Source organism: Pseudomonas fluorescens HK44 (genome assembly GCF_000217955.3).
In the GTDB taxonomy this organism is placed as follows: Bacteria; Pseudomonadota; Gammaproteobacteria; order Pseudomonadales; family Pseudomonadaceae; genus Aquipseudomonas; species Aquipseudomonas fluorescens_AQ.
The window spans coordinates 171,565-190,032 of the sequence record NZ_AFOY02000008.1; the positions used below are offsets into that span (position 1 = coordinate 171,565).

The following is an 18,468-nucleotide window of genomic DNA, read 5'->3' on the forward strand; positions in this document are numbered from 1 at the left end:
TTGCGGGTACTGTTGATCAAGACTTCTTCGCTGGGCGACGTGATTCATGCGTTGCCGGCGTTGACCGACGCGGCACGGGCGATCCCGGGCATCAAGTTCGACTGGGTGGTGGAAGAAGGCTTCGCCGAGATCCCGACCTGGCACCCGGCTGTCGGCAAGGTGATTCCGGTGGCGATCCGTCGCTGGCGCAGGAACCTCTGGCAAACCATCAAAAGCGGCGAGTGGAAACGCTTCAAGCAAAGCGTTCGTGCCACGAAATACGATTTGGTGATCGATGCTCAGGGTCTGCTCAAAAGCGCCTGGCTGACCCGATACGTCCGTGCCCCCGTGGCTGGGCTGGACAAAAATTCTGCCCGTGAGCCCATCGCCGCGCGCTTTTATTCGCGCCGTCTGGCGGTGGCACGTGGTCAACACGCGGTGGAGCGAGTGCGTCAGTTGTTCGCCGTGGCGCTGGGCTACGACCTGCCGCAAGGGCTTGGCGATTACGGCCTGAACGTCGAACGACTGGTCGAGTTGCCACGCAAGAATCCTTACGTGTTGTTCCTGCACGGCACGACGTGGGACACCAAGCATTGGCCGGAAGCGTATTGGCGTGAGTTGGCCGAACGCATGGGCCACCTTGGCATGGCGGTGAAACTTCCGTGGGGCAACCCGGCCGAAAAGGCCCGGGCTGAGCGCATCGCCAAGGGGCTGCGCAATGCCGAAGTGCTGCCCAAATTGAACCTGGCCGGCGTCGCCAAAGTGCTGGCCGGTGCGCAAGCCTGCGTGGCAGTCGACACCGGTCTCGGTCATCTGGCCGCCGCGCTGGACGTGCCGACGGTGTCGCTGTTCGGCCCGACCAATCCGGGCCTGACCGGTGCCTATGGCAAAAGCCAGGTGCACCTGGCGAGTGACTTCCCGTGTGCGCCGTGCCTGCAAAAAAAATGTTCTTACCAACCGACCGCTGACGATCAGCGTCGGTTCGATCTCAAGCGCGAGTGGCCGCTGTGCTTCACTCGCCTGAACCCCGAGCGTGTCGCGAGCCGACTGAGCACGTTGTTAATGGCTGAGGAGCTGCGCTGATGCAATTGGCTTTTGTCCTTTACAAATATTTCCCGTTTGGCGGGTTGCAGCGCGATTTCATGCGCATCGCCCTGGAATGTCAGCAGCGTGGGCATCAGATCCGTGTCTATACGCTGATCTGGGAAGGCGATGTGCCGCCGGGTTTCGAAGTGCTGGTGGCGCCGGTCAAGGCGATCTTCAATCATCGCCGTAACGAGAAGCTGACTGCCTGGATGGAAGTCGACCTGGCCAAGCGTCCGGTGGACCGGCTGATCGGCTTCAACAAAATGCCGGGGCTCGATGTCTATTACGCTGCGGATGGTTGTTTCGAGGACAAGGCGCAGACCCTGCGCAATGCTCTCTACCGGCGCTGGGGTCGCTACCGGCACTTCGCCGAGTACGAGCGCGCAGTGTTCGCCAAAGATGCGAAAACCGAAGTGTTGATGATTTCCGAAGTCCAGCAGCCGCTGTTCATCAAGCATTACGACACACCGCTTGAGCGCTTCCACCTGTTGCCACCGGGCATTGCCCTGGACCGCCGTGCGCCGGCCAATGCGGCTGAAATTCGCGCTGAATTCCGTCGCGAATTTTCCCTGGCCGACGACGACTTGTTGCTGGTGCAGATCGGGTCCGGGTTCAAGACCAAAGGTGTCGATCGCAGCCTCAAGGCGCTGGCCGCGTTGCCAGCGGAACTGCGTAAACGTACCCGGCTGTTTGTCATTGGCCAGGACGACCCCAAAGTATTCCAGCTACAGAGTGCCACGTTGGGACTCGGCGATACCGTGCAGTTCCTCAAGGGCCGCAGCGATATCCCGCGCTTCCTGCTCGGTGCCGACCTGTTGATCCACCCGGCGTACAACGAAAATACCGGGACGGTATTGCTTGAAGCGCTGGTGGCCGGCTTGCCGGTGCTGGTCAGTGCGGTGTGCGGTTATGCGCATTACATCGCCGAAGCCGACGGCGGCCTGGTGCTGGACGAACCGTTTGAACAGGCGCAACTCACGCAGTACCTGACGACCATGTTGAGCGACGACGCAGCGCGTGCGGCCTGGAGCCGTAATGGCCTGGCCTTCGCTGACACGGCCGATCTCTACAGCATGCCGCAGCACGCGGCGGATGTGATTCTGGCGGAGCAACACCGATGAAGTTGATTCTTGCCGAACCGTTCAAGAGCCTTTGGGCCGGGCGCGATGCGTTCACCGAAGTCGAAGGCCTGAAGGGCGAGGTTTACCGTGAGCTCGAAGCTCGCCGGACCCTGCGCACCGAAGTGGCCGGGAACGGCTTCTTTGTGAAAATTCACCGGGGCATTGGCTGGGGCGAGATTTTCAAGAATCTGCTCACTGCCAAGCTGCCGGTGCTCGGTGCCGGCCAGGAATGGCGGGCCATTCAGCGTTTGCAGGAAGTTGGTGTGCCGACCATGACCGCCGTCGCTTACGGCGAGCGCGGCAGCAACCCGGCGGACCAGCACTCGTTTATCGTCACCGAAGAACTGGCGCCGACCATCAGCCTGGAAGACTTCAGCATCGATTGGGTCAAGCAGCCGCCAGAGCCAAAACTCAAGTGGGCGCTGATTGCCGAAGTGGCGCGCATGACCGGCATGATGCACCGCGCCGGGGTCAATCACCGCGACTGCTACATCTGCCACTTTCTGCTGCACACCGATAAACCGGTGAAGGCCGATGATTTCAAGCTTTCGGTGATCGATTTGCACCGTGCCCAGACCCGCCGGGCGATCACCCGGCGCTGGCGTAACAAGGATCTGGCGGCGTTGTATTTCTCGGCGCTGGATATCGGCCTGACACGGCGCGACAAGTTGCGTTTTCTCAAAGGTTACTTCCAGCAGCCCTTGCGTCAGATTCTGCGCGAAGAGGCATCGTTGCTGGTGTGGCTCGAGGGCAAGGCCAGCAAGCTTTATGAGCGCAAACAGCGCTATGGAGATGCGCTTTGATGCGTTTGTCTGAACTGAAAGACCTCGGTCGCACGCCTGGCCTGCCATTGAGCATAGAGCTGGCGGACGCCGCAGGGCCGGGCCAGTTGCAACTGCTCAGCGTGCTGCGGGTTCTGCCGGGCCAGCGTTATGTAGGCGCCGCTGTTTGGCGTGGACGTCCGGTGCTGGCCAAACTGCTGGTGGGTAGCAAGGCTGCCAGGCATTTTCAGCGTGAGTTGGATGGCGTACGCCTGCTCGCGGCTCAAGGGTTGACCACGCCGTTGTTGTTGGCCGATGGCTTGAAAGACGGCGAGGGTGGCTGGCTGCTGTTCGAATTTCTCGAAGGCGCCGAAAGTCTCGGCGACGCCTGGAAACAGGTCGAAGCACTGCCGGCGCTGGCGGACGAGCAAGCGGCAGTGTTGGCCGAGGCGCTGGCGGCCATCGGTCAATTGCACAGCAAGGGCCTGTGGCAGGAAGACTTGCACCTGGACAACTTGCTGCGCCACGGCGGCCAGCTGTACTTGATCGATGGTGCGGGTATTCGTGTCGAGCAGGCGGGGCAGCCGTTGTCCCGACAGAAAGTCCTGGAAAACCTCGGGGTGTTTTTCGCCCAGTTGCCCAAATCGCTTGAGCCGTTCACCGAAGAATTGCTGGTGTATTACCTGTTGAGCAACGGCGAGCACGCCTTGCCACTGGAAGCTTTGCAGAAGCAGGTCGACAAGGTCCGCAGTTGGCGTTTGAAAGACTTTCTGATCAAGGTCGGTCGTGACTGCACGTTGTTCAGCGTGCAGCGCGGGGCGTTCAGTTTGCGCGCGATTCGTCGCGAAGAAGAAGCGGCCATGCTGCCGGTGCTGGCGCAGGCCGATGCCTTGCTCGATCAGGGGCATCTGTACAAGACCGGCGGCGCGGCGAGTGTTGGCAAGGTCGAGGTGGCGGGTCGCACGCTGCTGGTCAAACGCTACAACATCAAGGGCGTTGCTCATTGGCTCAAGCGCTTCTGGCGCCCGAGCCGTGCCTGGCATTCTTGGCGCGAAGGCAATCGCCTGGCATTCCTCGGCATTGCCACCCCGAAACCGCTGGCGCTGCTGGAAAAGCGTTTTCTCTGGTTGCGCAGTCGGGCCTATCTGGTTACCGAGTATTTGTCGGGGCCGGACATCATCGAGCGCTTTGCGCCGTTCGTTGAGAGCGGTGATGCGCCTGAAGCCGAGTTGCTGGCGCTTGATCACTTGTTTGCCGAGCTGATTCGCGAGCGCATCAGTCATGGGGATTTCAAGGGGCATAATCTGTTTTGGGACAAGGATCGCTGGTCGTTGATTGACCTGGATTCGATGTGTCAGCACGGTTCGGCCAGTAGTTTCGCTCCGGCGTATGCGCGGGATCGGGCGCGGTTCATGCGTAACTGGCCTGAGAGCAGTGCGCTGTATCGAGTGATTGATCAGCGTTTGCCTAGAAGTGCTGACGTTGGGCAGTTTGGTTAGGCGGGAGTGCAAAATCAAAATGGTGTCTCGAAGCATCAGGTGTCTTGGTGTGCACATAGAAGGTCAATAAAAAGGATCGAGAAATGGCGTGCTTTGGTTCTCAACTACTAGTGTACGTACTCGAAAAAGCTAGGGATTAATAACTCCATGCCAAACCCCACCTTGCCATCCCAACAGTTTTTCCTCTTTGAGAGCGAAACTGAAGCCGAATCAAGTGCTGAGGCACAGAAGTTATTGCCTCCCAAAGGGAAATACAGCGATTTCATTATCTATGTTGATGAAAGCGGTGATCATGGGATGCAGACGTTGGATATCAACTACCCAATGTTTGTTTTGGCGTTTTGTGTTTTTCATAAAAGACACTATTGTGAAAAGGTTATTCCAGCGCTGCAAAAATTCAAGTTCAATCATATGGGGCATGATTTGATCGGTTTGCATGAGTTGGAAATCCGTAAGGAGAAGGGCGCGTTTTCTAGCTTGTTCACATCTCGGCAGCACAAGCATGCCTTTCTCGACGAGTTAACTAATATCATCGAGGAGAGCAATTTTATATTGATTAGTTGCGTGATCGATAAGGCGAGCCTTCGCGATAAGCAAGGTCCGGTTCATAATCCTTACCATGTGGCGCTAGGGTTTTGTCTGGAAACCCTCTACGAGTTTCTGAAGGAAAAAAATCAAGAGAGTGCTCTGACTCATGTGATTTTCGAGCGTCGAGGGAAAAAGGAGGATAACGAACTGGAGTTGGAGTTTCGCCGTATGTGCGATGGAGCTAACCGTTTGGGTATCCAGCTTCCATTTGACATTGTTTTTGCTACCAAACAAGTGAATTCCACGGGGCTTCAACTGGCTGACCTTGTTGCAAGGCCAATTGGAATGAGCGTTTTGCGGGCAGGCCAAGAAAATCGCGCATTTGATGTGCTCAAGCGCAAATTCTACTGCAGTGGTGGGCGTAACAATGTAGGAGAGGGTTTTGAAAACTGGGGTTTGAAGATTTTCCCTCTCCCAGAAAGCGAAAAGCCCCGGTGAAACTCACCGAGGCCGCAACGCCGACCGGGATCCCCCAGTCCATTTGCGGCAGAGTCTATGTCGACAGCCCTACGCTGTCAATGTGGGGCCCAGAAGCAATATCAACTGAAAGACCGGTATCGGGTCTTCATTGAGTGTGTCTGACTCTCTAGGGCTTAGGGTACATAATCTCGCATCCAAGTGTTGGATCGCTCCCATGCTCTGCGTGGGAATGCGTCCTGTGACGCTCTGCGTCACGTGGTGAAGGGACGCGGAGCGTCCAGGGCGGCATTCCTTTGCTGCGCGTGGGAGCGACCGCAATCATTCGCGGATATGCACAGATCAAAACGGTGGGACGGGCCGGGCGACCCTCCCACCGTGGGGTGTTACGGTGCCTCTGGCTGATCGTAATTATCCAGCGCCCGATTCACCAACAGTTCCCCCAACGAAACCATCTGCTGAATCACCAGTACCACATGCCGGCGCGTGCCTTCGAGTTCGAACGCCAGATCGCTGGCCAGCACATTGACCGAGGCGAGTGTTTCCGAGGCATGCGCCAGCAGGGTTTCGTTATCCAGATCGGGGATGACCGCGAAGATGTTGGAGGGACGTTTGTCGGGCAGGTTACCCTTGTCGAACGGTGGCTTGAGGTAGTGATCCAGCGCCCGCTCGGCGGCGTCGTGGAGTTTGTTGGAGTCGGTGGAAGCGTACGGGGAAGTGCTTGGGGTTTCAGGGGGATTTGGAGTGACTTTATGCATGATCAAGCTCCTAGAGTAGTGGGGCTGCCACCGTCCGCGGTCAAACGAATTAGGGTGGCAACTGTACGCGGGTTGACCGACCGGGACTCTAGGAACCCGGCATACCCGAAGGTATCCCGCGCACAGCTGCCATAGCATGAAATGACAGACATAAAAAAAGCGTCTGCTCATGATCAGTGGACGCTGTGCGCCTAGAGTGTACACGGACGGTCAAACCCGGTCGCTGAATGGGCAGCGACCACCAGAGACTAGTCACGCGGCTTCCCACCAGCAACCTGAAAAACATGTCGGATGCTTCCCTGAAACCTACAGGCTTTATAAACATCGTTCTTTTTGTCGTCGTCGCTTGCTGTGTCCTGTTGAATATGAACTTTGTGCGTCAAACAACCTCTGGGTCATTCCCGCCATCTTTACGCTATAATCCCGCCCTTTAGCTGTTTCTCGCCCTTTTGCGAGGACACATTATTTCCAGGCGCACGTCGCCTGCATGCAGACTTAAGAGGCTAGACCCCTGTGGCATTGACGATTCTTGGCCTGTCCGGCGCCCTTAGCCATGATCCTTCCGCAGCCTTGTACATCGACGGCAAGCTGGTCGCGGCTGCTGAAGAAGAACGCTTCGTACGCGATAAACATGCAAAGAACCGCATGCCTTACGAATCGGCGAAGTTCTGTCTGGAACAGGCTGGCATCAAACCTTCCGACGTTGACGTAGTGGCGATCCCGTTCGCCCCGATCAGCCTGTTCGGCAAGGCCCGCTGGCACTACGCCAAGCGTTATTGGTACGCCCCTGATCGCGCGCTTGACGCGATCCTGATGGGCAACCGTCGCTACAAGCGCTATCGCAACAAGATTGTCTGGTGCCTCGAGCAACTGGGCTTCGATCCGAAAAAAATCAAGATCCAGCCGGTCGAGCATCACCTGGCTCACGCCTCCAGCGCCTACCACTGCTCCGGTTTCAAAGAGAAAACCGCGATCCTCGGGATCGACGGCAAGGGCGAGTACGCCACGACCTTTTTCGGTTATGGCCAGAACGGCAAGATCCACAAGATCAAGGAATTCTTCGACCCGGATTCCCTCGGTGGCCTGTACGGCGCGATCACCGAGTTTCTCGGTTTTGAAATGCTCGACGGTGAGTTCAAGGTCATGGGCATGGCGCCGTACGGCGACGCCAGCAAATATGATTTCTCCCGCCTGGCGTCGTTCGAAAACGGCGAGCTGGTGATCAACACCGATTACGCCAACGTCATCGGCCTGCGTCGCTACAAAGAAAAGGGCAAGGGCTTCTACTTCTCGCCCAAGCTGATCGAGTGGTTGGGCCCGAAACGCGAAGGCGATATCGCTGACGAACCGTACATCCATTACGCCGCGAGCATGCAAGCGCTGTTCGAGAAACTCGCGTTGCAGATGATCGACTACTACCTGGGCGACGTGCTCAAGGAAACCGGCAAGCTGGCGTTCGCCGGCGGCTGTGCGTTGAACGTCAAGCTGAACCAGAAAATCATCGCTCGCGACGACGTCAAAGAGCTGTTCGTGCAGCCTGCGTCCGGTGATGCCGGCACGGCGGTGGGGGCTGCGGCTTACGTGTCTCACGCCCGAGGTGTTCCGGTCGAGAAAATGGAACACGTTTACCTCGGTCCGTCGTACAGCAACGAGGACGTGATTGCGGCCTGCGCCCGTCACCCGAGCGCACCCAAGTGGCGCAAGCTCGACGACATGCCGGAGAAGATCGCCAAAATCATGGTCGACGGTAATCCGGTGGCCTGGTTCCAGGGGCGCATGGAGTTCGGTCCGCGTGCATTGGGCGGTCGTTCGATCATCGGTTGCCCAAGCGCCACTGGCGTGGCTGACCGGATCAACCATCAAATCAAGTTCCGCGAGCGCTGGAGGCCTTTCTGCCCGTCGATGCTCGACACTGTGGCGCCGCAGATGATCAAGATCGATCACCCGGCACCGTTCATGACCTTCACTTTCGAAGTGGCTGAAGAGTGGAAAACCCGCGTGCCGGAAGTCGTCCATGAAGACGGTACGTCCCGTGCCCAGGTGCTCAAGCGCGAATACAATCCGCGCTACTACGACATGATGAAAGCGCTGGAAGTGCTGACCGGTAACGGTGTGTCGCTGAACACCTCGCTGAATCGCCGTGGCGAGCCGATGATCTGCTCGCCGACCGACGCCCTGAACATGTTCTTCGGTTCCGATCTACAGTATCTGATCATGGAAGACATTCTGGTGGTCAAAGACGGCGCGGACGCTTATGACACGCTCGGCTGAACGCCATGTGCTGCAGTTCTGTCACGGCTATGACGGGCCGTTCCTGGACTGCGTCCGACAGTACGCCAGCCTGTTTGCAGGGTCTGGTTATCGAGTGACCACGGTGTTTCTCACCGGGGTCGCCGATGCTGACGTTGCAGCAGGTTGTGCGTCTGATGAAGTGCTGTTCATGGAATACAGCTCCAAGGCCATTCGTGGCCTGAAGCTTTCAGCGATTGCCGATTTGCGCAAAATCGCCCAGTCGCGCAATTTCAGTTTTTGTATCGCCCACCGTTTCAAGCCAATCTACATTGCCTTGCTCGGTACGGCGTTGCCGGTGATCGGCGTGCATCACGGCTTTGGTGATTACCAGCGGCGGACGCGCAAGCTGTTCGCGCATATTTTTCGCAAGCGCCTGAGCCTGCTCGGGGTTTCCGATGCGGTCCGCGACGACATGCGCCGTTGCTTGCCGAAGTGGCCGGCGGCGCGGATTCAAACCCTCTACAACCGCATCGATGTCGACGCCTTGCAGGCCACTCAGGTGTCCTTCGATGAGGCGCGTGACGCCTTGGGCCTGTCGCCGGATGCGTGGGTGATCGGCAACGTCGGCCGCCTGCACCCGGACAAGGACCAGGCCACCTTGTTGCGCGGTTTTGCCCTGGCCTTGCCGCATTTGCCGGTTGGCAGCCAGCTGGCGATTCTTGGCAGTGGCCGTCTGGAGCAGAAGCTCAAGGAGCTGGCCCGCGAACTCGGTGTGGGTGACCGCGTGCTGTTTCTCGGTCAGGTCCCGGAGGCGCGTCGCTACTTCCGGGCCTTCGATGTGTTTGCCCTGAGTTCCGACCACGAACCGTTCGGCATGGTGCTGCTCGAAGCCATGGCCGCCGGTGTGCCGTTGCTGGCCACCGCGTGCGGCGGGGCTGCGGAGGTGGTCGAAGGTGTCGGTATTTTGTTCCCGCTGGGGGATGCCGAGCATCTGGCGCAAGGGCTGCAACACCTGGCCGTGATGAATCAGCATGAGCGCCAGGTCTGCGCCGAGATGATGCTTGATCGCCTGCGCGAGCGTTTCTCGGACCGCGCCGTGCGCGAGGCGTTCTGGCGTCTGCCGCACGTCCTTGAACTGGCGGCGAGGGCCTGATGCTCAACCGAATTCAAGGCTGGCGCGAGCGTGGCTGGTCCGTTGTCGATGCGTCGACGTACAGCGATGCCTGGCAGCGTTTTGGCGGTAGCGTCGCAACTCATCCACTGGTGGTCGAACGTCTGGCGCAACTGGCCAATATCCCGGTGCGTTACCTGGCCTGGGAGCAGGGTGGCGAACTGAAAGCCGCGATCCCGACCTGGGGCCGCGACCTGGCATTGTCCAAAGACGTGCTCAAGCGTAATGGCAAGAAGGGGCTGTTCGATCTCGGCAACGCCGAGTTCATCCTGCCGGCTGCGGCCGACGCGCAAGCGCTGTTGCGTCACCGCGGGCGCTACTTGTCGGCGCTGAATGAAGGTCGCTTTGCCGGTCTCAAGCTGCAAACCGAACAATTGGCCATGGCCCGCACACCTGAAGAACTGTCGAAGAAGTTTCGCTACAACCAGCGCCGTGAACTGCGTTTGCTGGAAGAGGCCGGTGGCGTGATACGACCGGTCAGCGACTTTTCCAGTCAGGAACTGGCGGCGATCTACTGCGATTTGTTCCAGCGTCGTTGGGGGTTCCCGGCGACCGGTGCGCCGCGCATGAGCGAGGTGCTCGAGCTGCTGCGCGAGCTGTTGATCGGCTCGGTGATTTTTCTCAACGATGCGCCGATTGCGATTCAGTTGGTCTACCGGGTTGAAGCGCCGGAGTGGATCAGCGTCGAGTACATCAACGGTGGCGTCGCCCCCGAGACTCGCGAGTTCAGCCCCGGCAGCGTATTGAGTTTTCTCAATACCCAAAGCGCCTGGGAGCACGCACGCGCAATCGACAAGCCGCTGCGCTTTTCCTTCGGGCGTGCCGATCGTGAATACAAGGACCGTTGGTGCAACCCTGTGCCGGTGTTCACCGTATGAGCCAGACCATGAGCCAACCCATCAGTCGCAAACAGCAACTGCTCAAGCGTCATCGACGTAACAAGCGCATCGGTCTGTTGATCGGCGTTTTGCTGTTGATTGCCGTTGGCGTGCTGGTCACCTGGTGGCTGCCGCCGGTACTCGCGGTCCTGGCTTGGGTCGCCCATGAAGCGTGGTTCGCCGACCATTTGTTTTACTCGCCCAAGGACGATTACCAGTACAGCTTCCCGCCGTACACGCAGCAACCCAAGGTCCGACTGGACGGTGCGCGTCTGCTGCTGGACGACGGCGTCATCCTGACCGACGACACCACGCTGGTACTGGCGCTGCGGGTAAAAAGCACCTGGCTGGGACGCTTTTTCGATCCTTCAGTCGAGTTGTCGGGTGGCGATAATCCCGACCGGCAAGCCTTCGAGCGTGGGGTAGACGGCCTGCGTTACCTCAACCTCAGTGGTCAGGCGGGCGTTCTGTCGCAGGGCGATTTGCGTGTGCGCGGGCGTTTCTGCCGGTTGCTCGGCGAGCCCGTGCTCCGGTCGTTCGAACACCCTGATTACCGCCGTCAGCGAGTGATGGTGATCGCGCCTCACGCCGACGATGCGGAGCTGGCGGCTTTCGGTTTGTACAGTCAGGCCGACGAGGCCTGGATCGTCACGCTGACCGCCGGAGAAATCGAAGCCGGGCACTATCGGCAGATGGGGCTGAACGCCGTCGAGGCGGCGCGCATCAAAGGCCGTTTACGCGCCTGGGACAGCATTGCGGTGCCGCGCTGGGCTGGCGTGCCTGAGTCGCGGTGTGTGCAATTGGGGTATTTCTGCCTGCAATTGCCAGCCATGCAGGCGGCGCCGGATCAACCGGTGGGCTCGCGTGAAGCGGATCTGAGCGACACGCGACTGTTTCGCCAACTCAATCCGTTTGCCTTGCCCGGTGATCGCGATGGTGCGCCGACCTGGAATAACCTGCTGGCCGATCTGCGCGAGCTGTTGCTCAAGGCGCGCCCTGAAGTGATCGTTCTGCCGCACTCCTCGCTGGATCCTCATCCCGATCACATCTGTGCGCAGCATGCGGTGCTGGAAGCCTTGAAGGGGCTTGAGTGGCAGCCGACTACACTGCTCGGTTACGCGAACCACCTGCACGACAATGATCGCTGGCCAATGGGTGATTCAGAGGCCGGGATTGCGTTGCCGCCGGTGTTTGATCAAGCGTATGTGCTGCAGCCATATTGCCTGGCACTGTCGATCGAGCAGCAGCGCGACAAGGCCATGGCGCTGGGGATGATGCATGACTTGCAGCCGCGTGCGCCGTTCAAGCGTCGCCTGCGTCGCGGGTTGCAGCGTCTGTTGGCAGGGCGCTCAGGCTCGCCTTATGGCGAGAACGAGTTCTTTCGCAAGGCGGTCAGGCGTCATGAGCTGTTCTGGGTTTTGAAACATGAATAAAGACGCGCGGGTATAGCGTTGCTTCGTATTCTTTCTCTGTAGTGAGCTCTCAGTGAATAATCCGTCTTCGCGCATTTTTTTTCTTATTCCTTATTTCGGTCGCTGGCCGTTCTGGATGCCGTTCTTTCTCGAAAGCTGCCGGCGCAGTGAATTTACCGAAGCGTTCAGTACCCCTGGCGGCCATATCAAGTGGCACGATGGCACTGATGATTTTCCCCTGCGTTGGTACTGGCGTGAGGGGTGTTTGACCAATGATCGGGACGGTGACCGTTCGTTTCCGTATTTTCACTTCTATTGCTGGAAGCGCAATGAGTGGTCACGGATGGCCGAGCCTGATCCTGAATACGTAAAAGACCTGGCTGCGAAGCCGGCCTGGATCATTGACGCAACAGGTTTTATCGGGGATGAGTCATGAATCAGCGTTTCAAGGTCTTGCAGCTGCAACCTGACTACAACGTCAAAGCACACGATTTTGCCGATCTCGCGGAGCAGATCGTCAAGGCCCTTCCGGTAGAACGTTATGAAATAACAGCGGCGTTCTTGCGTGGCCGACCGGGGCAGGATGAGGCCGTGAGCCGTGCCGAGCACTCGGTCTATTTCGAGTTCTCCGACAAGTCGCTCAAGGGGATGCGCCTGCGAGCCATGTGGCGGTTGTATCAGTTTTGCCGAAAAGAAAAGTTTGATGTGGTCATCTGCAATCGCTTCAAGCCGGTGAACATGCTGTTGCAACTCAATCGCTGGCTGAAAATACCATTGTGTATCGGCATCTCCCATGGCTTCGGCGAGTACGACCGTTTTTACCGCCGACGTCAGGCCCAGAACCTCATCGACAACCACTGGCGTTTTGTCGGCGTGTCGCCAGCGGTCAAACAGTACTTGCTGGATTGTGATTGCGGCTTCACCGACGGCAATACCTACGCCATTACCAATGCCATCGATATCGAGCAGGCTGAGGGTTTGCAGCACTCTCGTGAGCGTTCGCGCGAGTTGTTGGGGCTTGATCCAGCGGTACGCTTGATCGGCGCGCTTGGGCGTCTGGTACCCGTTAAAGGTCATACCTACTTATTGCAGGCTTTTGCCGCGCTCAAAGACAAATACCCCCAGACGCAGCTGGCGATCATCGGTGCCGGTCGCGAAGAAGCCCGTTTGGCCTGTGAAATTGAGCAATTGGGTTTGAGCGGGCGCGCACATCTCCTGGGGTTCAAGGAAAACGCTCTGCAGTATGTTCGCGCATTCGATATCTGGACCATGCCCTCGTTGGCCGAGGGATTGGGCCTGGCATTGCTCGAAGGCATGAGCGGCCATTTGCCGGTGATTGCCTCGAATGTGCCAGCCATGCTTCCGCTTGTTCAGGGCGCGGGTGGTCTTGCTGTCGAGCCGGCGAACGTCCCGTCTCTTGTCAAGGCGCTGGATACCTATCTGGGGCTGTCGGATGAGGAGCTCAAAGCCAAGGGGGAGCTGACCTACCGTTATCTGCAAGAACAGCACGATATCGACGTGTTCCGTCAGGAGTATCTGCAATTGATCGAGTCAGGGCTGAGTCAGGCGCGCAAGGGGGAGGTATGAAAGACGATCAACCTGTGGTGACGGTGATCATCGCTTCTTATAACCACGGCCCGTACATTGAGCAGAGTATTCTCAGCGTCCTGAATCAGACCTATTCGAATATCGAATTGCTGGTTATCGATGATGGTTCCACAGATGACAGCGTCAAGCGTATCCAGCGACTGCAGGAACAGCACTCGTTCGACTTCCGGGTTCAGCAGAATCAGGGGCTGACCAACACGCTCAATGGTGCGATTACCCGGTCCAAAGGCAGCTTGATCGTCCCGTTCGGTTCTGACGACATCATGTTGCCGGAGCGCATAGCGACTCAGGTCGCTTACATGGATGGCAAGCCTGAGGTCGGTATTTGCGCTGGCAACATCGAACTGATCGACGCCGATGGCAACCTCTTTCCCGAAAAGCGTCAACGCCGGGATGTACCGTTCCGACGCCTGGACTTCGATGACATGTTCCTCGAACGCAAACCCTATCCGCCGGCCCCGACACTGATGATTCGGCGTGAGGCGCTGGAGAAGGTAGGTGGTTTCGACCCGAACATTCGTCTGGAGGACCTGCTGATCGAGTTGAAGGTGACTCACGCCGGTTACTTCATCGATGGTCTGAATGTACTGATGGCGCGCTATCGCAAGCACGCGACCAACTCGTACAAGAATCATCGTTTCATGGTCGACAACATTCTGCGGTCCTACGCGCTGTTCAGCGATCATCCGTTGTATGACGAGGTGCGTTACAAGTTTCTCAACTCGATGTTCCTCAAGACAGCTAATCGCGATCGGGTGCTGGCTCGTGAGCTGCTGGCTCAGATCCCTTTCAAAGCCTGGTCTGCAAAGACCTGGCGCGGATTGGGGCGGTTGTATTTTTCCCCTCTGGAAAAAAACTGAGAGGGCAATGCAGTGGGTTGGATTCAACGCTTTCTGGAGAAATGTCTGTTGAGGTCGGCATGATCCAGGATGTTACTGGCAACAGCTGGGCCGACAAGGCTCATGCCCTGGACCGCTATCGCTGGCGGCGATTGCGCGAGCGTCATTCCTGGCTGGGCAGCCTCTTGCGCTTTGGCCGGGACGCTTGCATAGACTGGTTGTTTGGCTGGAGGGCGCGTGCGTGCCTGGCAGCCGAAGTCGTGGCCGAGCCCTGCGATTTCCTGTTGCTGCAGTCAGCATCCAAAGTCATTCCCTTGCAGCGCAAGAAACTGCTGATCGCGGCCCTGCGTGCTAGCGGTCACTCACTGGTGGAAACCGCGCTGCAGGTGCCGAGGACTATTCTTGCCCAGCGTCTGCTCAAGCATCCGCAGCAGGCGGTGCCGCTGCGCTATTTTGGCTATGCCGCGCATGCCGAGTGGCTGGTGGCTCACCATCAGCCGAAGATTCTGCTCAACGACCGTAACGGTAGCTTGTATGCGCCTTTCCTGCGCCTGGCGCTGAACCGGCACCATCACCTGCTGGTACACCTGGCGCATGCGACGACGGTCGAGTCTTCGAGTCGCCTGGGTATGAACGACTACGACTATTACTTCATGTTCGGCCGCAGTTCGCTAGAGGCTCTACAGTCGCGACCGCTACGCTTCGGCAGTTCGAATGCAGTGCTGTCCGGTTCGCACATGATTGACGCAGCCTACGACCTGCCGCCGCCCGACCCTGAGCGGCAGGTGCTGCTGGTCTTGGGCGTTGGCCCGGACAAAGAGAAGGAGGGCAGCTACCAGCGAACCTACGCCCTGCTGCGCGACTGGGCGGCGCAGCACCCTGAGTACCAGGTGCTGATCAAGGCGCATCCGCGTAGCCAGGTGTCGTTTTGGCACGGCGCGGCCGCGGCACTGTCCAACGTGCAGGTTCTGGACCGTGGAGTCGGTCTGGCCGCTGCTCTGGAGCAGGCTTCGATCGTTGTGAGCATTATGTCTAACGCAGTGATCGAGGTGGCGCTGGCGCGGCGCCCGGTCATTTATGTCAATGTTGGAGAGCATCACGACATTTTTTCTCAGGAGCGCTTCCTGGGCGAGCGCATCACCACGACTGCAGAGCTGGCCGCGCGGGTAGTCTGGATTCAAGGCAACTATCTGCAGTGCCAGGAGCGGGCCCGGAAATTTGCCGAGTTTCACTTGGCGCACGGGGTTGATGGGCTCGACACCACCGTCGGGTTGTTGGTCGACCTGTTACAGGCAGAGCCTGTGCCTTCTCTGGTGCTTGACGGCACTGTTGAGTAGGGGCTGCGAGGCAGGCCTGGCACTTTAATAATCATGGTTGTGGTGGTGAACGGAAAATGATTTGGCCTTTTACACATGCCTGCGTCATCAATCTCGACAGCAGGAAGGATCGCTGGGCTCGCATACAGGCACACTTGCACGGTCTGGGGCTGCAGGCCGAGCGTTTCAGTGCAGTGTCGATGCATCGGCTGGACGATGATTTGCCTTCGCCGCAATTGCGCGAATTTTTGCTGCGCGTCGATGGCGACAGCGACAGGTTCGAGCACAAGTTGCGGGCTACTTGGGCCTGCATGCGCAGCCATCTTGCGGTGATTTCCATGGCCAAGGCTCGCGGCTGGCCGCAGGTGCTGGTCCTGGAGGACGATTGCGAGTTTGAGTCCTATGCGCCTGCGGTCCTGCGTCGGGTGCCGGCACAGTTGTTGTCGCGGGATTGGACCATGCTGTACTTGGGGGGTACGCTGAAAAAGGGCGGGCAGGCGCGCAAGGTGTCAGCCAACCTGGTGGCGGTCAGCCGGGTGCGCCTGGCTCATGCTTATGTGGTCAAGGCAGAGCTCTATGATCGGATCCTGCAGGAGGCGCCTCTCAGTGGGTTGCCGCTCGACTGGTATTACTCGGAAAACCTTCTGCCCACGACTCGCGCGTTCCTTGTGCGCCCCCTGCTGGCCCGACAGAGCCTGATGGTCATGAGTGATATCGAGCAGGTAGTACGCAAGCCCAAGCTCAAGACCCGACAACTCCTGGGCCGGCTGGCTGCGCGCCTTCGCTACGGCCTGCTCGGATAATGTGCCGGCAGTAGCTGGGGAGGCGCCGCAGGTTCAATCAGCTCGCCAAACCAAGGGAGTGCACTTGCTTGTGCATGCATTTGACGGCGTTGTCCGGTGCCAGGAGGGCATAGCCCTGAAGCAGGTCGGTAAAATGCGCGTCGAACAGCCAGCGCCGGTCTTCCGTGTAACGCTGCATATGGCGCAGGTTGCGTCGACGAAGCTCCAGATTCAGGGAGGAGGGCAGGAGGCGCAAGTCGGCCAGATCAATCAGGCCAAACTCGCCGTCCTCCAGCAACAGAACGTTGCCAAGGTGCAATGAGCGGAAATAGACCCCGCGTTCGTGCAGTTCTGCCAGGAAGCGCCCAAAACGTTGCACCAGTGCCTGGCGCATACTCACGCTGGGCATGGCTTGCAGCACCTGGCGCAGGGTTCTGCCTGTCAGGGGCTGGTAGCGTACGGCGCTGCTGCCATTGGGTAAGCGGTACAGATCGAGGATCGGTGGGGTGTTCAGGCCGGTACGGGCCAGGCGCTGGCTGTTTTCGGCGAAGCGCTCGGAATAGGGATAAAAGCTGCCATAGGTATGCCAACGGCGGGCACGGAACAGCTTCAGAAAACTGCCATCCTCGAGTTTGAGGACTTTGGGCCCAAGGCCGTCTTCTTCGACCACCGATGCGTTGACGGTCATGCGTTGGGCGTCGTCGGCAGAGAGACTGCGAACCGAAAGCTTCGACAGGCGGTTCGTGCGCTGGGCAATGCTCAGCGCAGCCATCAGTGCCAGCGGTATCCACAGCAGGAACCAATGTTCCCGAGGGGTGTACAGGATGTCGCCACCCTCTGCCATGCTGGCCCCTATACCGAATACCATCAGGGTCGACGCCAGGATAAACAGCGGTTGCGAGCGCTGGCGCCAGCAGTTGAACAGCCCTAGTAGCTGCATGGTCAGCCAGGGCAGGAACCCGATGATGCCGACATAGAAGAGTACGCCCAAGGCAAAGCTATGAGGTTCGCGGAAGGGATACCCAACCCCCGGATCAATGCTCAGCGTCGCGTCATAACCATGGCCAGTCCAGGGCGCATCAGCGATCAGATGCAGCGCTTGTCTCCAAATTTCGAAGCGGTAGGAGTCGCCGCGCGCCAGGAGCATGTCCGGTAACGCGGCCAGCAGGCTTGCGCCAAGGACGCCCATGATGGCTAGCAACAGCAATGAACGACGGTTCCAGCAAATGAATGCCAGCCAGAGGCCTGCCATGACGATGGCAACCAGAGGCGTTCTGGAGCCCGTTGCCAGGGCGGCCGCGAACATGATCAGAAAGGCCGGGAAAATGCCGAGCAGCAGCTTTGGATTGCGCACGGTCATGCCCAGAAAGAACCAGTAGGTGCAGAAAAAACCGAACAGGTGGGAGCTGAGCAAAGGGTTGTCAAAGGCCCCCCCGCCGATCATCCGGTCGCCCGGTGCATAGTGCGACAGGAAAATATAAAGATTGAATACGCTGGCGGCCAACGCTACCAGGGCTGCGGCCAGCAGGACGAGTTTGAAGCTTTCAGCACGGTAGCGCAGCAGCAGGCTGGCGCCAGCAAAGAGCATGAAAATATACAGCGGTGGTTTTGTCAGGCTGAACAGGCTGTCTGGCGTAGGGCTCCAGTTCAGTGACAGCAGCGCCCAGCCGGAGTAAAGCAGGAATACCTGAACCAGCGGCTCTCGCAGGAGGTTCTTCAGTTCACAGGGGCGAATGCACAGGGCGATCAGGGCGGGGGTGCTCACGAGGCCGTAAAACAGCTTTTGATAGCTGCCGCGCGTAGGCAGAAAAAACAGTCCGCAAAGCAAAAGAAAAAAGCCCAGCGGCAGCATCCACAGGCAAATAAAATCGAAAACCCGGCTCGCTCTGGTGTTGATCCTGCTGAATGGCATACTGAACTGTATTCCGATTGAGGGCCGGTGATACTAACGTATCTGTCTATCGTGGTCCTGCGGAATATTACCGCCGGGCCACCCGTTTGAACGATCCCGGCTGAGACCG

15 protein-coding genes and 1 pseudogene are annotated in these 18,468 nt (G+C 58.6%); 14 read left to right on the top strand and 2 right to left on the bottom strand.

Annotated features, from left to right (window positions below; all coding sequences use genetic code 11):
- The 5 genes from waaC (at position 1) to HK44_RS07345 (ending at position 5,472) form a co-directional block, all read left to right on the top strand.
- Entirely contained in the window at positions 1 to 1,062 is a 1,062-nt protein-coding gene (gene waaC, locus HK44_RS07325) for a lipopolysaccharide heptosyltransferase I (RefSeq protein WP_019691452.1), read from the top strand.
- On the top strand, positions 1,062 to 2,186 hold the full coding sequence (locus HK44_RS07330) for a glycosyltransferase family 4 protein (RefSeq protein WP_019691453.1): 1,125 nt from the start codon (positions 1,062 to 1,064) through the stop codon (positions 2,184 to 2,186). The genes waaC and HK44_RS07330 overlap by 1 nt, the downstream gene beginning before the upstream one ends.
- Entirely contained in the window at positions 2,183 to 2,989 is an 807-nt protein-coding gene (rfaP, locus tag HK44_RS07335; protein WP_019691454.1) for a lipopolysaccharide core heptose(I) kinase RfaP, read from the top strand. The genes HK44_RS07330 and rfaP overlap by 4 nt, the downstream gene beginning before the upstream one ends.
- Positions 2,989 to 4,446, top strand: a complete 1,458-nt coding sequence (locus HK44_RS07340; protein WP_019691455.1) for a lipopolysaccharide kinase InaA family protein — start codon at positions 2,989 to 2,991, stop codon at positions 4,444 to 4,446. The genes rfaP and HK44_RS07340 overlap by 1 nt, the downstream gene beginning before the upstream one ends.
- A gap of 147 nt (positions 4,447 to 4,593) precedes the next feature.
- On the top strand, positions 4,594 to 5,472 hold the full coding sequence (locus HK44_RS07345) for a DUF3800 domain-containing protein (protein ID WP_019691456.1): 879 nt from the start codon (positions 4,594 to 4,596) through the stop codon (positions 5,470 to 5,472).
- A gap of 365 nt (positions 5,473 to 5,837) precedes the next feature.
- Here the strand turns inward: HK44_RS07345 and HK44_RS07350 are convergent, their stop codons facing one another.
- Positions 5,838 to 6,209, bottom strand: coding sequence for a DUF6124 family protein (locus tag HK44_RS07350; protein WP_019691457.1), 372 nt, complete (start codon positions 6,207 to 6,209; stop codon positions 5,838 to 5,840).
- A gap of 513 nt (positions 6,210 to 6,722) precedes the next feature.
- Here HK44_RS07350 and HK44_RS07355 point away from each other — a divergent pair.
- From HK44_RS07355 to HK44_RS07395, 9 genes and pseudogenes are all read left to right on the top strand, one after another.
- Complete coding sequence (locus HK44_RS07355) at positions 6,723 to 8,480, top strand: carbamoyltransferase family protein (RefSeq protein WP_019691458.1); 1,758 nt, start codon at positions 6,723 to 6,725, stop codon at positions 8,478 to 8,480.
- Positions 8,464 to 9,594, top strand: a complete 1,131-nt coding sequence (locus HK44_RS07360) for a glycosyltransferase (protein WP_019691459.1) — start codon at positions 8,464 to 8,466, stop codon at positions 9,592 to 9,594. The genes HK44_RS07355 and HK44_RS07360 overlap by 17 nt, the downstream gene beginning before the upstream one ends.
- A complete protein-coding gene (locus HK44_RS07365; RefSeq protein ID WP_019691460.1) occupies positions 9,594 to 10,490 on the top strand; it encodes a GNAT family N-acetyltransferase in 897 nt (298 codons plus the stop codon). The genes HK44_RS07360 and HK44_RS07365 overlap by 1 nt, the downstream gene beginning before the upstream one ends.
- Positions 10,491 to 10,510: 20 nt before the next feature.
- Positions 10,511 to 11,923, top strand: a complete 1,413-nt coding sequence (locus tag HK44_RS07370; protein WP_024264796.1) for a PIG-L deacetylase family protein — start codon at positions 10,511 to 10,513, stop codon at positions 11,921 to 11,923.
- Between the two features lie 139 nt (positions 11,924 to 12,062).
- A pseudogene (locus HK44_RS07375) lies at positions 12,063 to 12,338 on the top strand (DUF6625 family protein); the annotation flags it as partial.
- A complete protein-coding gene (locus tag HK44_RS07380; protein WP_019691463.1) occupies positions 12,335 to 13,489 on the top strand; it encodes a glycosyltransferase in 1,155 nt (384 codons plus the stop codon). The pseudogene HK44_RS07375 and the gene HK44_RS07380, both read left to right, overlap by 4 nt.
- Positions 13,486 to 14,370 carry a glycosyltransferase gene (locus HK44_RS07385; RefSeq protein WP_019691464.1) on the top strand — a complete coding sequence of 295 codons (885 nt, stop codon included), beginning with the start codon at positions 13,486 to 13,488 and terminating at the stop codon, positions 14,368 to 14,370. The genes HK44_RS07380 and HK44_RS07385 overlap by 4 nt, the downstream gene beginning before the upstream one ends.
- A 59-nt stretch (positions 14,371 to 14,429) precedes the next feature.
- The gene (locus HK44_RS07390) at positions 14,430 to 15,686 is read left to right on the top strand and encodes a capsule polysaccharide export protein (RefSeq protein WP_024264797.1); all 1,257 of its coding nucleotides are present in this window, start codon (positions 14,430 to 14,432) and stop codon (positions 15,684 to 15,686) included.
- A gap of 56 nt (positions 15,687 to 15,742) precedes the next feature.
- A complete protein-coding gene (locus HK44_RS07395) occupies positions 15,743 to 16,468 on the top strand; it encodes a glycosyltransferase family 25 protein (protein WP_019691466.1) in 726 nt (241 codons plus the stop codon).
- A 37-nt stretch (positions 16,469 to 16,505) separates the two neighbouring features.
- Here the strand turns inward: HK44_RS07395 and HK44_RS07400 are convergent, their stop codons facing one another.
- Positions 16,506 to 18,359 carry a bifunctional O-antigen ligase/aminoglycoside phosphotransferase family protein gene (locus HK44_RS07400; RefSeq protein ID WP_019691467.1) on the bottom strand — a complete coding sequence of 618 codons (1,854 nt, stop codon included), beginning with the start codon at positions 18,357 to 18,359 and terminating at the stop codon, positions 16,506 to 16,508.
- Positions 18,360 to 18,468 lie beyond the last annotated feature (109 nt).

Excerpts from the sequence above, each read along its gene's own strand:
- HK44_RS07345 (WP_019691456.1), top strand. The coding sequence starts at position 4,594 with ATGCCAAACCCCACCTTGCCATCCCAACAGTTTTTCCTCTTTGAGAGC.
- HK44_RS07365 (WP_019691460.1), top strand. The coding sequence starts at position 9,594 with ATGCTCAACCGAATTCAAGGCTGGCGCGAGCGTGGCTGGTCCGTTGTC.
- HK44_RS07385 (WP_019691464.1), top strand. The coding sequence starts at position 13,486 with ATGAAAGACGATCAACCTGTGGTGACGGTGATCATCGCTTCTTATAAC.
- HK44_RS07400 (WP_019691467.1), bottom strand. The coding sequence starts at position 18,359 with ATGCCATTCAGCAGGATCAACACCAGAGCGAGCCGGGTTTTCGATTTT.
- HK44_RS07340 (WP_019691455.1), top strand. The coding sequence starts at position 2,989 with ATGCGTTTGTCTGAACTGAAAGACCTCGGTCGCACGCCTGGCCTGCCA.
- rfaP (WP_019691454.1), top strand. The coding sequence starts at position 2,183 with ATGAAGTTGATTCTTGCCGAACCGTTCAAGAGCCTTTGGGCCGGGCGC.
- HK44_RS07395 (WP_019691466.1), top strand. The coding sequence starts at position 15,743 with ATGATTTGGCCTTTTACACATGCCTGCGTCATCAATCTCGACAGCAGG.
- HK44_RS07360 (WP_019691459.1), top strand. The coding sequence starts at position 8,464 with ATGACACGCTCGGCTGAACGCCATGTGCTGCAGTTCTGTCACGGCTAT.
- HK44_RS07350 (WP_019691457.1), bottom strand. The coding sequence starts at position 6,209 with ATGCATAAAGTCACTCCAAATCCCCCTGAAACCCCAAGCACTTCCCCG.
- HK44_RS07330 (WP_019691453.1), top strand. The coding sequence starts at position 1,062 with ATGCAATTGGCTTTTGTCCTTTACAAATATTTCCCGTTTGGCGGGTTG.
- HK44_RS07380 (WP_019691463.1), top strand. The coding sequence starts at position 12,335 with ATGAATCAGCGTTTCAAGGTCTTGCAGCTGCAACCTGACTACAACGTC.
- HK44_RS07390 (WP_024264797.1), top strand. The coding sequence starts at position 14,430 with ATGATCCAGGATGTTACTGGCAACAGCTGGGCCGACAAGGCTCATGCC.